Annotated in this window: 11 protein-coding genes; 5 read left to right on the top strand and 6 right to left on the bottom strand. The window is 37.6% G+C overall.

The annotated features are described in order from the left end of the window. Nucleotides 1-16: 16 nt before the first annotated feature. On the top strand, nt 17-1,069 hold the full coding sequence (locus tag ACQQ2I_RS15970) for an NAD(P)/FAD-dependent oxidoreductase (RefSeq protein ID WP_431027760.1): 1,053 nt from the start codon (nt 17-19) through the stop codon (nt 1,067-1,069). Between the two features lie 61 nt (nt 1,070-1,130). Here the strand turns inward: ACQQ2I_RS15970 and hmpA are convergent, their stop codons facing one another. Further along, nucleotides 1,131-2,339 carry an NO-inducible flavohemoprotein gene (gene hmpA / locus ACQQ2I_RS15965; protein WP_431027758.1) on the bottom strand — a complete coding sequence of 403 codons (1,209 nt, stop codon included), beginning with the start codon at nt 2,337-2,339 and terminating at the stop codon, nt 1,131-1,133. A gap of 250 nt (nt 2,340-2,589) precedes the next feature. Between hmpA and ACQQ2I_RS15960 the strand changes: the two genes are divergently transcribed. Next, nucleotides 2,590-2,922: a Fic family protein gene (locus ACQQ2I_RS15960; protein ID WP_431027757.1), complete on the top strand. Its 333-nt coding sequence runs from the start codon at nt 2,590-2,592 to the stop codon at nt 2,920-2,922. Further along, entirely contained in the window at nt 2,894-3,151 is a 258-nt protein-coding gene (locus ACQQ2I_RS15955) for a hypothetical protein (RefSeq protein ID WP_431027756.1), read from the top strand. The genes ACQQ2I_RS15960 and ACQQ2I_RS15955 overlap by 29 nt, the downstream gene beginning before the upstream one ends. 243 nt (nt 3,152-3,394) lie before the next feature. Here the strand turns inward: ACQQ2I_RS15955 and hutI are convergent, their stop codons facing one another. Both hutI and hutU (ACQQ2I_RS15945) read right to left on the bottom strand, forming a co-directional pair. Next, a complete protein-coding gene (hutI, locus tag ACQQ2I_RS15950; protein ID WP_431027754.1) occupies nt 3,395-4,666 on the bottom strand; it encodes an imidazolonepropionase in 1,272 nt (423 codons plus the stop codon). Nucleotides 4,667-4,673: 7 nt separating this feature from the next. Then, nucleotides 4,674-6,335 carry a urocanate hydratase gene (gene hutU / locus ACQQ2I_RS15945; protein ID WP_431027753.1) on the bottom strand — a complete coding sequence of 554 codons (1,662 nt, stop codon included), beginning with the start codon at nt 6,333-6,335 and terminating at the stop codon, nt 4,674-4,676. 169 nt (nt 6,336-6,504) lie between these two features. On the opposite strand from hutU (ACQQ2I_RS15945), the gene ACQQ2I_RS15940 reads away from it, so the two are divergent. Both ACQQ2I_RS15940 and ACQQ2I_RS15935 read left to right on the top strand, forming a co-directional pair. Beyond that, a complete protein-coding gene (locus ACQQ2I_RS15940) occupies nt 6,505-7,947 on the top strand; it encodes a helix-turn-helix domain-containing protein (protein ID WP_431027752.1) in 1,443 nt (480 codons plus the stop codon). A gap of 1,279 nt (nt 7,948-9,226) precedes the next feature. Beyond that, nucleotides 9,227-9,631, top strand: a complete 405-nt coding sequence (locus ACQQ2I_RS15935) for a DUF4279 domain-containing protein (RefSeq protein ID WP_431027751.1) — start codon at nt 9,227-9,229, stop codon at nt 9,629-9,631. 744 nt (nt 9,632-10,375) lie between these two features. On the opposite strand, the gene ACQQ2I_RS15930 is transcribed toward ACQQ2I_RS15935, so the two are convergent. From ACQQ2I_RS15930 to ACQQ2I_RS15920, 3 genes are read right to left on the bottom strand one after another with little or no spacing between them, the layout of a single operon-like run. Further along, on the bottom strand, nt 10,376-11,953 hold the full coding sequence (locus tag ACQQ2I_RS15930) for an AraC family transcriptional regulator (protein WP_431027750.1): 1,578 nt from the start codon (nt 11,951-11,953) through the stop codon (nt 10,376-10,378). Between the two features lie 18 nt (nt 11,954-11,971). Beyond that, nucleotides 11,972-13,609: a urocanate hydratase gene (hutU, locus tag ACQQ2I_RS15925; protein WP_431027749.1), complete on the bottom strand. Its 1,638-nt coding sequence runs from the start codon at nt 13,607-13,609 to the stop codon at nt 11,972-11,974. An 11-nt stretch (nt 13,610-13,620) separates the two neighbouring features. Beyond that, entirely contained in the window at nt 13,621-15,111 is a 1,491-nt protein-coding gene (locus ACQQ2I_RS15920) for a hypothetical protein (RefSeq protein WP_431027748.1), read from the bottom strand. Nucleotides 15,112-15,128 lie beyond the last annotated feature (17 nt).

The raw sequence follows: 15,128 nt of genomic DNA, 5'->3' as shown, positions 1-15,128 counted from the left end.
GATAGGAGTGTTTTGAATGGATAACATCTATGATATTACGATTATCGGTGGCGGACCAAGTGGACTTTATAGCGCATTTTACGCAGGTTTACGAGACTTAAAAACGAAAATTATTGAATATAAACCTACTTTAGGTGGGAAATTGCATGTCTATCCTGAAAAAATCATTTGGGATATTGGTGGTTTAACCGCTACACCTGCTCAAAAAGTGATTGAAAATCTAATAGAACAAGGCTTAACATTTAATCCAACTGTTTGCTTAAATACAAAGGTGGATTTAGTAACGAAGAAAGATGGTTTATTTGTGATCGAGACAAGCACAGGTGAAAAGCATTTTTCAAAAAAGGTAGTTGTGGCAGTAGGTGGAGGAATCATTAGTCCTATTAAATTACATGTCGAAGGTGCTGAAAAATACGAGGTGTCCAATCTGCATTATACGATTCGAGGTATTCAGAGCTTTAAAAATAAATCGCTATTAATTTCAGGTGGAGGAAATTCTGCTATTGATTGGGCTAAAGATTTAATCGGCATTGCTAAACACATTACTGTCATTTACCGTGGAGAAAATTTATCTGCTCATGAGGCACAAATTCGCTATTTAGAAGAAAATGGCGTGCCGATTATGACAAATACACAAATCCAATCCCTTGTAGCAAACGAGGAAAAGACAAAAATTAAAGAAGTCATCTTGGAAAACGTAGCGACAAATGAAACATCAACAATCGTTGTAGATGATGTATTAGTCAATCATGGTTATGATCGTGATCACTCTTTTGCATTTGATGCTACGGTGAATCCAGAACGTGATGCAGAATACCAATATTATATAACGACAAATGGAAAAGGCTTAACAACTGTTGATGGAATATATGCTGTTGGTGATATTTCAAAACATGATAATAAAGTTTACCTAATTACAGGTGCATTTCAAGATGCTATCAATGCCATCAATGATATTAAGCTAAGTCTAGAGCCCACTGCTGATAAAGTCGCAAAAGTTTCTTCACACAATGAAATTTTTGAAGCACGAAATCGTGAAATTATAAATAAGACCTTAGTAAATAGATAGGATTCCATTCAGAACTAATAAATAAAACTAGCCCTTACATTCAGCAAGGGCTAGTCCCATTTTACTTTGTATTTAATTGTAATGCAGGGCCGAAAAATTCATAGTGAATTTGATTGTCTGGAATATGGCACTCATGTAAAGCGTTCACGGCTGCTTCCATAAATGGTATTGGTCCGCAAATGTACACTTGTGTATCTTGTGTGACGACTTGTCGTAGCACGTTCGCACTGATGTACTCATTTTTGTCAGAGTACAACACTTGATGATGCGGGTTACTGTCTTTTTTGAACGCACTGAATAGCTTACGTAAACCAGTTGGGCCCTTTAATGTGTTCATTTTATTTTGGATGGCCTCATGGAAAGCAAGGACATTTTCGTTACGTGCACATTGAATGAACGTTACGTTTTCTTTATTTTCGATCGTTTGGAACATCGCATTTAACGGTGTAACCCCAATCCCACCACTAATAAATAGTACAGGTGCTTTTGTCGGCTCGTATGTGAATACACCAGCTGGAGCACTCACGTCAATGATTGTGCCAATCGCTGCCTCGTGTAAAAAGTTTGATACTTTTCCTTTTGGATTATGCTCGCTTTCACGTTTCACAGAAATGCGGAATTCCTGTGCATTGCTTGGTTGTGATAATGTATATTGACGATTTAACAAGTACTCTTCGCCTGGTGCTTTTACGCGAATTGATACGTATTGACCTGGTTGATATGCGGGTACTTTTGAGCCGTCTACTGGTGTTAAGTAGAAAGATGTCACATCATCACTTTCTTTGACAGTACGAGCAATTTGGAACTGTTTAAATGCACGCCAGCCCCCGTTTTGTTCCGCTGCTTTATATAAATCCTCTTCCACTGAAATAAAGATATCAGCAATCACGCCATATGCTTTAGCCCATGCATCGATGATTTCGTCTGTTGCAGCATCTCCCAGTACTTCTTTAATCGCCGCAAGTAAATATTGACCGACAATTGGGTAATGCTCTGGTAAAACCCCAAGACTTACGTGTTTATGTGCGATTTGTACGACTACGGGTACGATTGGTTCTAAGTTGTCGATATGCTTCGCTGCTGCATAAACAGTATTGGCTAAAGCGCCTTGCTGACGACCTTTTGTTTGATTTGTATGGTTAAAAATATTTAATAATGATGGATTATCTTTAAATAAGTTGTGATAAAAAGTTTTTGTAATGGCTACGCCGTGTACTTCTAAAACAGGAACTGTTGATTTAATAACGTTGATAGTATGTTGGTCTAACATGTTGAACACGTCCTTTCGTCATAAATATATGCCTATTCATCTTTTAAAGCAATATATAAAATACATCTTTAACAAAATGGACACAAACATGTATGTAAAATACTTCTTTTTGGGAGCATGAGGAAGCATGGGATGAAAGTACACCGAAAAGTATTTGAACATCGAGTAGCTAAATAAACATACTCATTTTATTGTGAAATGAGTATGTTTATTTTATTAGCTAGTTTCAGCTTTTGAAACACCTGCTGCTATGCAGAGATTATGTGAAGAATTGCGAGAGAGAGTGTCAAAAGCCGATGTAGAGCCTCTCATTTTAATAAGCGTATTTATTTTAGATTTTTTATTGGTACACCCATTTAATGATGGAAATGGGCGTATGGCTCGTTTGTTGACACTATTACTGTTATATCAATTTGGATTTGAAGTAGGTCGCTATATCATTCTTGAGAAAATTATAGAGGATTCGAAAGAGGACTATTACGAAACGCTAAGAAAATCATCCGTTCATTGGCATGACAATACCCATGATATTTTCTCATTCATGGGTGAATTATTTGTTAGGTACATTTGTAGCAGCCTATGAAGACCTAGAAATCCGAGTAGGAATTATTGAGTCACAAAAGGGTGGTAAGAACCAACGTGTATATTTTTTCATTGAAAAGAAACTAGGGTACTTTACAAAAGTTGATATCCGCAATGCATGTCCAGATGTCAGTGAAGCAACGATTAATCACGTGTTAAATGAATTGAAGGAACAAAAAGTCATTGTGCCTGAAGGATTAGGACGTAATGCGAAGCGGAAGAAGGTTTAGAGAATTAATAAAGCACCTCTCTAATAATAATTGTACCTGTTTATCAGCGAATCTCGAGTTTTATCGGCGAATTTAGGGATTTTATCAGCGGTTTCTTATGGGGTATCGGCGACTTTTGCCGATTTATCAGCGAATAAATAAAAAACAACCCATAATGAGGGTATATAAAGAAGGGGACACACCAATTCGCCTACATGTTGACGAATTGGTGTGTCCCCATTCTATTACTTATAATCACTATTATTATCGAATAAATACGCCTTCTTTTACTACGACTTCGCCTGCTTTAATGACTGTATCTGTATGATTCATGCCGTAGAAATATTGCAATTGTTTATAGTTTGGTACATTGAGCAATAAGATGTCGGCTTTTTTACCAACTTCTAAAGAGCCAACTTTTTCACCCCGATTAATCGCATAGGCGGCGTTAATCGTTGTAGCAACAAGTACTTCTTCCATTGTCATCCCCATATTCATACAAGCTAAATTTTGGATGAATGGTAAAGAAATTGTCGGTGATGAGCCTGGATTGAAATCGGTAGAAATCGCGACAGGTACACCGCGATCAATCATTAGTCGTCCACGTGCAAAAGGGGCGCGTAAGAAAAATGCTGTTCCCGGTAATAGTACGGCAATTGTGCCGGCTTTAGCCATCGCTTCAATGCCTTCATCAGACGCTACTAATAAGTGCTCTGCAGAAATGGCACCAAGCTCGGCTGCAAGCTCAGCTCCTTCGTACGGTTCGATTTCGTCCGCATGAATTTTTGGTGTTAGACCGTATTCCTTCCCAGCTAATAAAATTTTTCGAGATTGTTCGGGTGTGAAGACGCCTTTTTCACAGAAAACATCATTAAATTCTGCTAAACCGAGCTCCGCAACTTTCGGTAGCATTTCGTTAATGACTACATCCACAAAGTCATCTTCTCGTCCTTTATATTCGCTTGGTACAGCATGGGCACCCATGAACGTAGAAACAAGGTCGATTTCGTGTGTTTCTTGTAATTTTTTTACTACTTCCAGCTGCTTTTTTTCTGTTTCCCAATCTAAACCGTAGCCTGATTTCGCTTCAATTGTTGTGACACCGTATGTTAAAAACTGATTTAAAATTTTAACTGTTTTTTCATATAATTCATCAAAAGAAGCTTCACGTGTTTTAGTTGTTGTATAGTGAATACCACCGCCCGCATTCATAATTTCCATGTAGGTAGCACCACTTAAACGCATATTTAATTCGTGTTCACGTGTACCTCCATGGACAAGGTGCGTATGGCAATCGACAAGGCCTGGCATGACGACTTTGCCAGTTGCGTCCACAATGTCTGCCTGTGCCACTTGTTCGGCAAATTGTTGTTGGATTTCAGCGAGAGGGCCAATTGCAATAATGCAATCGTCCTCTACTAAAATACTGCCATTTTTAATGATAGATAACTCACTCATTGCTTTGCCTGTACGTGGTCCATTTACGGAACTTTGCATCGTAACAATTTCATTTGCATTTTTGATTAATAATGGCATATCAGCATCATCCTTTTAACATTGGCATATTAACGCCCTTCTCTTTTGCCGTACGAATGGCAATCTCATAACCAGCATCCGCATGACGTACAACCCCCATACCTGGGTCAGATACTAATACACGGTTGATTTTGTCTGCTGCTAGTTGAGAACCGTCTGCTACTAAAACTTGCCCAGCATGTTGGGAGTAACCCATACCTACGCCACCGCCGTGGTGAATACTTACCCAGCTAGCACCACCAGCTGTATTCACAAGCGCGTTCAGTAATGGCCAGTCTGATACGGCATCTGTACCGTCACGCATACCTTCTGTTTCACGATTTGGAGAAGCAACCGAACCAGAGTCTAAGTGGTCACGACCAAATACGATTGGTGCTTTTAATTCACCGCTTGCTACCATTTCGTTTACACGAAGCGCAAAGCGGTGACGGTCACCGTAGCCTAGCCAGCAAATACGAGATGGTAGCCCTTGCCATTTGACCATTTTTTGTGCCATGTCAATCCAGTTAACTAACCCTTCATCATCCGCAAACATTTCTTTTGCTAGTGCATCTGTTTTATAAATATCTTCTGGATCACCTGATAGAGCTGCCCAGCGGAATGGTCCTTTCCCTTCACAGAATAGCGGACGGATGTAAGCTGGTACGAAGCCAGGGAAATCAAAGGCATTTTCTACACCCATTTCTTGTGCATATGCGCGGATGTTGTTACCGTAGTCAAATGTTTCGGCACCTGCTGCTTGGAACTCAAGCATTGTACGAACGTGTTCTGCCATTGTCTCTTTCGCTTTTTGTTCGTATGTTTTTGGCTCGTTTTTACGAAGTTCTAGCGCCTCTTCGTAGCTCATACCATTTGGCACATAGCCGTTAATTGGATCATGTGCGGATGTTTGGTCTGTTACTAAATCAGGAATGATGCCACGATTTAATAATTCGCGGTTTACATCTGCACAGTTGCCAACTAAACCAATGGATGCAGGTTCTTTTGCTGCTGTTAATTTGTTTACTAATTCGATTGCTTCGTCTACTGTTTCAACGATATAGTCACAGTAGCCTTCTTTTATTTTACGCTCGATACGAGCACGTTCTACTTCGACAACAAGGATAACCGCACCAGCCATTTTCCCGGCTAATGGTTGAGCACCACTCATACCGCCCATACCACCAGTTAAAATAAACTTACCGCGAAGGTCTGGTGTACCAAATTTTTTCTTTCCAGCTTCTACAAAGCTTAAGTATGTTCCTTGTAAAATGCCTTGAGCACCGATGTAAATCCAGCTACCAGCTGTCATTTGTCCATACATCATTAAATTGCGTTCTTCTAGTTTATAGAAGTGCTCCCAGTTCGCCCATCCTGGCACTAAGTTAGAGTTTGCAATTAACACGCGTGGTGCGTTTTCATGTGTTTTGAATACAGCAACTGGTTTCCCAGATTGCACAAGCATTGTTTCATCATTTTCTAGCTCTTTTAATGTTTCAATTATTTTATGGAAGCTTTCCCAGTCACGTGCAGCTTTCCCGATCCCCCCATATACAACTAACTCATCCGGATTTTCTGCTACTTCTGGGTCAAGGTTGTTCATTAACATACGCATTGCCGCTTCTTGTGTCCAACCTTTACATGTTAATTCGTTGCCATGTGGTGCACGGATATTTGTTTTTATTACCATTTGTCCATCTCTCCCTTTGTTTAAAGCTTACTCTTATTTTATGTTTCAGAAAAATCTAAATAAATAGAACGATCACATATTTTATAGTAAAATATTTATATATAAGAACTATATTTTGTTTGAAATAGGATTTTTTTTAAAAATAGAAAAATTTTTAGGGGTGAAAGGGATGCGGATTGTCATAACAGAATCAGATATAGAAGAGGCAAAAGGGATTGAATGGTTTTTAAAGGCGTACATTCCACATCGTTTATATATTAAAAAGGCAACAAACATGGAGCAGGTAGTGCGCTTTATCGAAGAAGAACAACCGCAGTTACTAATTATTGATATCGCATTCGTTAACATGACATTAAAATTATTTCTTCAAAATTATCCTCATATGCATATTATTTCAACGACGATGCAGCCGATGTTTCAGTATGCGGCGACAGCGATTGAAATTCAAAGTAAAAAATTATTTGTTAAACCCATTCCACTAGAGGATTTAAAGAAAACGATACTGTCTCTGCCATTAGCTAAACAGGAGCCAGTGCAAGCTATAGCTTTGCAACGGAAAAATGTTTATGATGAGATTTTTTACCGTGAAGACGGGGGGGTTGTGTACGAAACATTTTTAACGATTGAACCGAAAAATGTAGGGGTGATGGGGGAGTTGGCTAAGTGGTTAAGGTCATTAACGATTTTTCAAAAGATTGATGTGTATCCTTTGAATAAACGAATGATTTGTTTTGTCGATTCCTTATCTCCAAAAGAAATGTTTAAGGTAGGGCGCTTATTAATCAATGAATGGAAAGAACAGCAAGGTGAAGTGATTAATATTTGTTTTTATGATGAGGAACCTACTACGGTTAATGCGATGTATCGTAAAGTAATCGCAAATTTGTCACATCGTTTTTATAAAGGATATGAGCAAGTGTTTTTTACGTCTGACCCGATCAAATACGATACGTTTGACCCATTACTCACACCAGAGCAACAGCAATTGTGGATACATAGCTTGGAAAATGGAGATATGGCGATGTTAAAAACATCCTTACTTCAGTTGCGCCAGCAGCATTATTATCATGAAGAGGTACGTATTCATCTAACGAGTGTGCTCGCACAAATTCGTCGTTTTATGATGAAATATCATTTGCAATTAGATTCGCACTTGGAAAAACGATATCGTAATTTATTTCATATTATTTTGGATGAGCCAATTCTGCATGTGATTTTACAGGAAATTATATTGTTTTTACAATCGCTATTACAAAAAGTGCAGTCGATTCATGTATCCAGACAAGCCGATTATACGGAGCAAGCGATTGCCTATATTGAGCAACAGTATGCGGATTCATCGATGAGCTTACAGCAAATTGCACGTGATATTGGCATTAACGCCAATTATTTAAGCTCACTTTTTACGAAAAAGCAGGGGCTACATTTGAAGAAATATTTATCCAATTATCGGATTCAGCAGGCAAGTAAGCTACTGTTGACAACGGATATGCCTGTATCAGAAATTGCTACATCATGCGGATTTGAAGACGTTAATTATTTTATTAAAGTGTTTAAACAATATTTTAGTGATACACCATTAAAATATCGCCATCAGCATAAAGGGAAATAGTTTACTCGAAATGAGCAAATATTGAAACATATATTACCATTTTGGTAACCGTTGCTTTCCGCTCCGGCACTCGCTTTCCACGGGCGAGCATCAAGCCTCCTCGTCGCTCATGCTTCGGTGCTCCTGTCGCTACGCTTTCGTCGCAAATAAATTTCCTGCGGGGTCTTGCTTGTCTCGCTTTCCCGTAGGAAGCTTTGCTCTGTAGCGAAAGGCGCATGCCGTCAGCTACACTCTCGTGCCTCCGCTACAAGCAACTATTGTTGAATACAGTAATCGGTTGATAAAAATAAAGAAAAATTTCCTTCATTACGATAGAGGCTGGGCAATTATATTTGCAAATGGAAAGAAAATAGTTTTTTAGAGAAGAGAAATGTTTTTCTAGCATATTGAGAAGTATTCACTTTTACCGTAGCGCGCCATAGACACAGGAGCCAAGATTTTCTTTGCGACGAAAGCGTAGTGTCAGGAGCAGGAGATCCAAACAGGCCGCGCCTGTTTTAGCTCCTGTGTAGGCTGTGGTAAAGCTCGGAGGCTGCCATTGCGCTTTCATTTAATATCTTTTACTATTTAATTGGTATTTTTAGGGTGTATTTTTGCTCATTACGAGTAGTTTATAAAGATGTGGAATGACAATAAAGTTATTTGATTTTAAAAGCTCAAACAAGCATAACCCCATTCTAATTTAGCGTGGGGTTAGAAATATAACAATAAAGCCGTTTGAAAATCTAAGTTTTATTATAGTGATAGGTAAGCCTTTGAAGTTATCTATCTTCTGTATACGTCGCCTGTCATAACCCCACGGTTAAGGTTATTCAAAATACGTTTACCGTTATTTTTAGCATAATAAATATCGTAACGAGCGATTGGAGTATTATTCCTAAACAAGCTCTTTTATAAGCATGCGCATTCACATACCCCACTGATTTAGCGAATTTGTTTGCTATAGCATTACTAGTGATTCACTGAAGCCCTAATCCACCTACTTCAAATTTTTCATAGTGATAATCGCTGTAAAATGGCGTAATTTCTGTTGACGGCTCACCCTCTATCAGCGTTTCCGTTTAAATAGATGGTTTTTCAACAGTAGCTGTTTCAATATTTGCAACATGGCCTACTGTTCGCGAATAAAAAGGTAAACTTAAAGATGCTACCATGGCAAGAGAAGAGTTGAATACTTTTTTTTCATGTAATCCCTCCTCGTATTTATTTTACAGAATACATTTAATATTATGAACCGGGAGATTTAAAAAACAACCGTTTATAGAATGGAGATTTCAATTTGGAAAAAATTAGAGTTTATTTTGCCCTATATGGTGATGAATTCCCTGTAGAAGAGTTCACAAAAGATATAGGAATTTTACCAAACCATACTACCAAAAAAGGAAAAAGCGTTCTCCCCGATAAAGAGCTCCCTATAGCGCAAGATACATCATGGGCATATGGTACGGAAGAATTGACAGTGACAGAATATCCTGAGATACAACTTAATTGGTTAATAGATCAGCTAGTAGAGAAAACAGAAATCATTAATATTTACAAGGAAAAATATGATTTAAGATGTAAGTTAGTAGCTGTTATTGAATATACCAGTGAACACAATAGAGGATTTACTTTAAATGAAAGGTTTATGTCTTTTGTTAACGCAATTGGAGCACGGTTTGAGACAGATATTTACATTGATTAAGAACAATAATATATTGATTGTTCATCACTATAATGAAAATTTATATTCAATTGAAATATAGGTAGTATAAATCTTTTGTAAAGTAACAAAAATTTCTATATGATACAATGCTGAAAGACGAGCTTATCGTAAATAAATCGGGGAGTTTCCTTATTTGGCTTAACAGAGATATCAACTTGATTAGAGTTAAACATCGATTTCTACATTTAATTTCGCACTCCCTAAATCTATTAAAACGCCAAAAATCCCTACTTTGATATTGAAAGCAGGGATCTTTCTTTCCATTTAATTATGAGATTTTAAATTAAATACAATACATTGAATAGGATGACTTACATTTTTTCAGGTGTGTTGATTATCAAAATATTTCCTGTATAGAAGCGAGTTTTTTAGTAGAAACATGCTCAAAAATGACTTGCCAGTTGATTGAAGCGGAATCGGCGAGACTCCTACGGGAGAAAGAGCAAAGGCTAAAGTCGCCACGTCCTGTGACAACGTCTTCGTGACCAACATCATGTTGGCCTCAAGACCCCGCAGGAAATTTATTTGCGACGAAAGCGTAGCGACAGGAGCACCGAAGGATGAGCGACGAGGAGGCTTGATCTCGCCCGTGGAAAGCGAGTGCCGTAGCGGAAAGCAACGGTTATTCGAATGGTAATATATGTTTTGTAATGTGCTCATTACGAATAGTTTATAAAGAAGCACGCACATCGGTAGAAGTTTACTAATGTGCGTGCTGTTTTGTTATACTTTTTCATTTTTTAGCATCATATTGCGGTACTGAGAAGGGGTTTTACCAACTATATTTTTAAATACACGACTAAAATAACGAGAATCATAGTATCCGATTTGATTGCTAACGTCGGAAATAGATAGATTCAATTTAAGTAGTAGCTCTTTAGCGCGCTGAATGCGTAAATTAGTAATGTACTCGATAAAAGAATGCTTCGTTACTTTTTTAAATGCGTTGCTAAAATAGTTCGGCGTTAGTTGAACGGTTTCAGCTACTTCTTCTAACGTAATGCCATGGCAATAGTTTTTTTCGATAAATTGAATGGCACGATTGATCGAACCGGATGTTTTAGAGCTATGCGCTTTCGAGAGCGCTTGTATTAAAAAGTGAATGATTTGCCTCATCCATTGTTGAATTTCAGCAATATTTTCGAGCTTTGGTAATTCTTTTTCGATTTCATTGTATAGCTTGATTATTTCTAAAGAATCCACACCGCCTTCCATCGTGGCACGACATAGGGTCACTACAATATTAGAAATAACAATCTTAAATAAATTTGGTTGTATAGTGGATTTCGTAAATAGCTTTTTTTCGAGTATGCTGTACTCATCTTGAATGCCTTCTATATCACCAATAATTAATTTATTGCAAAGAATGGAGACATCTAAGTCAAAAATTAACTTGGAAGTACTATAAGTTTGTTGAATCTCGCTAATATGGACGATACTTTGTTTCCCTTCGTAAAATTTTTGTTCTTGGGCTAAAAAGGCTTCTTCATAGGCCATATGTAAGTTACGTACATCACTATAATAATTACTAATACCAATCGTTAAGGAATACTGTGTTTGATCAAAAACATATTGGCGTAGCTTTGTTGCAAGTTCCTTCATTTCAACAAAGTATTCGTATTCATATGCTTGTACATTGGCGGAGTATAAAATAGCAATTTTATCTGCCCCTGTTGTGACGGTAATAGTTTCTAATTTTTGTGCTGTAAAAAATTGATCAATAGTATCCATTATATGTTTACGAATGGTGTATTCCCATTGTTCACTTTTACGTTCGACCATTTTAGCGAAATCATCAATATGTACAAGGAGTACAATATTAGGAAGTTGCATACTCCCCGTTAAACTATAACGATCCCAAATACTCTTAATGTTTTTGATATTACCGTATATGAGATCATACGCCAGGCTAAATTTCATATAGGCGATATGTTGTTCATCTAAACGAATAGATGGTTTATTTAATTGTTGGAAAGAATCATGCACAATTGTTTCGATATATTGGTGCAGTAGTGACATTTCGTGCATTTCAAAAGCCTCACGAAAGCCAAGGTGCATCAATTGCCGATATTTTGTTAAAGAAATCACATCATCAAACGCGATATATATATTATCTTGAGCGGGTAGAGAAAATAGTGGGTCATCCATATCACGCATGTCTATGATAAAGATACCCTCTCTGGATGAAGTGGAAAAAAAATCATCAAAGGTGATATACTCTTGTCGAATGTAGCAAAGATTTGGGAAATGAATATCTTTTCGTACATCTGCATTTGCGACGACAATAATCTGCTTGACCATTAAACCACCTCACACATATTAAAATTTGTATTTTTTTAGTTTCTCAAGCATTTGCTGTGCTTTTTCATACTGAGCATCTGCATGACGAATAATATTCATGGCAGGGTCAATTTCAAGAACTTTTGTAAGCTTTTGATGGGAGTTATCTGTACCATCTATGACAACAGACATTCCCGTATGAATAGACTTGCCAATTCCGACACCAGCACCATGTTGTATCGAAACTAAAGAGGCACCACAGCTTGTGTTTAATAAGGCTGTTAAAATTGGCCAATCTGCTATCATATCACTACCATCTAGCATGCTTTCTGTTTCACGGTGAGGAGCAGCAATTGTACTTCCCTCAGAATGGTCCCGTGTCATCACAATAGGGCCTGATAAAATGTTATTTTTGACGAGCTCATGTAAAATTTCTCCTACTAAAATACGTTCCTCGTAGTTTAACCAACAAGTTCGAGCAGGTAAACCATGAAAACTTAGCTTTTCTTGGGCATATTGAATCCAACGTGTTAACCGATCGTTGTTTGAGAAGCGATTAAGCAAAATATTATCAATAATATAAATATCATTGGGGTTGCCTGATAAAGCAATCCAGCGGCAAGGACCACGCCCTTCAAAATAAAATGGTCGAATATATTCTTTTGTGAAAACCGGAAAAGAAAAGGCTTCCATCAATCCATTACTAAAAGCTTCTGCTCGAATATTATTCCCGTAGTCAAAAACAATTGCACCTTTTTCTTGAAATTGCAACATTGATTTGACTTGTTCAACAACGGAGCGTTTAGCGAACTTGAGGTACTCTTTTGGTTTTTTTGTTCGTAAATACGTAGCTTGCTCAAATGACAAGCCTTGTGGAATCAACCCATTTAATAAATCATGAGTTGCTGTTTGGTCCGTGACAATATTAGGAACAAAACCTAAGTCCAAGCATTCCTTATAGACATCAATCGCATTGCCGACTAGCGCAATGGCATAAGGCATTTTTTGATGAGCAGCTTCTTTTGCTAAGGTGATTGCTTCTTTTAAATTATCCACCTTTACATCACAGTAGTTATTTAATAAGCCGCGGTTAATTTTGTTTTCATCTATTTCGACAATAATTGAAACTCCGCCATTCATCGTAACAGAAATAGGTTGCGCGCTCCCCATGCCACCAAGTCCAGAGCTTAAAACAATTTTACCAGCAAGTGAATGTTGGAAATAACGTGCCCCGATTTCATGAAATGTTTCAAAGGTTGTTTGTAAAATGCCTTGTACACCAATATATGACCATGATGCTGCCGTAGCTTGTCCATACATCGTTAAGTCTTTATCACATAAATAATTAAAGTGTTGCATATTTGCAGTATCCGGAGCAAGCATAGCAGCTGTAATGAGCACGCGCGGAGCACTTTCAAATGTTTGCATAATCGCTACGGGTTGCCCAGATTGAATAAGCAATGTTTCATCAGGCTGTAGAGCTTTTAAATAATGTAGTGTTTCATGAAATGTTTCGTTATTTTTTGTTGCTTTGCCCACTCCACCATAAACGATAAATTCAGGACTATTTTCTGCAACACGTGGATCTAAACAATTTAAAAACATCCGATAAAGACCTTCGATTTCATCATTTTGGCATTGTCGTTCTTGCCCAATAGGTACGCGAATGGTTTCCATAACTCCACCTCCTAATCTGTTGTTACTTGTGCCACAGATTTTGAATAGCCTGCATAGGCATGTCGTAACAATGTGAAACGTGCTTGATTGTGGAAGAAACGATGAATTCTTTTTTCGGTTTCAATTTGCCCATCTAATACGAGGGAAGATAATGTATGAATACTTGGCATAGTAGGGGTATGCTGTGCAATCGTTATCCAGCTAGCACCGCTACTTGTGCTAAGTAATGCTTGCAAAAATAGCCAATCAGCAATTGTGTCACTATTATCTTTTAAATTTTCGGTTTCAAATTTAGGTGCAACAGCAGTCGATGTATTATACAGTCCTTTTGACATGACGAGAGGAGCAGATAAATGTTGTTCCTCTATTAATTGATTTAATGCTATAGCAACAGCAATTGTTTCTTTTTCTGATAGCCAAAGATCACGTATATAAAATTGCTCGTGCTGACAGTGTTGCTGAGAAATCTGTAGCCATTGCTTTAATGATGCTTGTTCTATTTTTTCATTGAGTACTTTATGAATGTATGCAATTTCTTGCTTATCATCGGATAAATACATGAAGTGAATATGCTCTTTTCCTTCAAGCAAAAGAGGACGTAAAAAATGTTGCATAGTCGTTTCGATTTTTTGATTTGTATACGCTTTTATTAGTTGGCTAAGACCATTGCCAAAATCCATTACGGCTGTATCTCGTTGTATAAATTGTTGAATAGCCTGTATCATCTTTTGGATTTGTTCATCTGTCACGTTAGTATAGAAAGACTGGCGGTTAAGCGGTGTTTGGTCAATGAGTAGGGTAGGACGTGCACCACTGTTTGCTAGCTGTTCATATTGTTCTGTTACATCACCAATCAATACAACAGCAATATATTGTTTTGATGTAACAGCTTGTTGAATATGATGAAGCGCAATTTCAGCATCATATACAATATGGTGAATTGAGCCTTTTTCAAGTAATTGTTTTGCACGTAGTCCATTTCGGGCAACAATTAAAATAGGTGTTTGCAATAAAGAGGTAGCATCGACGGTTGCGCTACTTAAAACACCGAGTCCAGAGCTTAAAATCCACTCATTGTCAAATGCTCTTATAGTGTTTTTTTGAAAGAGCATCTCTTTCATCATTAAATACGTTGTATAGAGCACCGAATAGTGGCTAAAGTATGTAAGATGTGCTACATAGCTTTCATGTTCGAGTACAAGATTTTTTTGTTGTAGCTGGTCAAATATATCGGGAGTTGTCCAGTTAGGTACGAGCATATTGTTTACTGTTATTAACCGTGGTGCATGAGAATTTGTCGTAAATTTAGCAAGCGGTTTTCCAGATTGAATAATTGCAGTTTCATTGCTTTTTAGTTGTTTAAAGCTTTGTAAAGTATCGTTATAAGTAGCTTGTCTCAGTAGCTGTTCACACAAAAAAGGGGTATTTTTATAGTGTGTGAGCAGCTCGTAAAGTGTTTGTTGAATCCATTCGTCCCGTTCAAACTTTTCGCATTGCACCATAAAAATCCCCCATTTTA

This window comes from Lysinibacillus sp. LZ02 (assembly GCF_050613145.1).
GTDB lineage: Bacteria > Bacillota > Bacilli > Bacillales_A > Planococcaceae > Lysinibacillus_B.
This window is presented reverse-complemented; position numbering and strand designations above follow the sequence as displayed.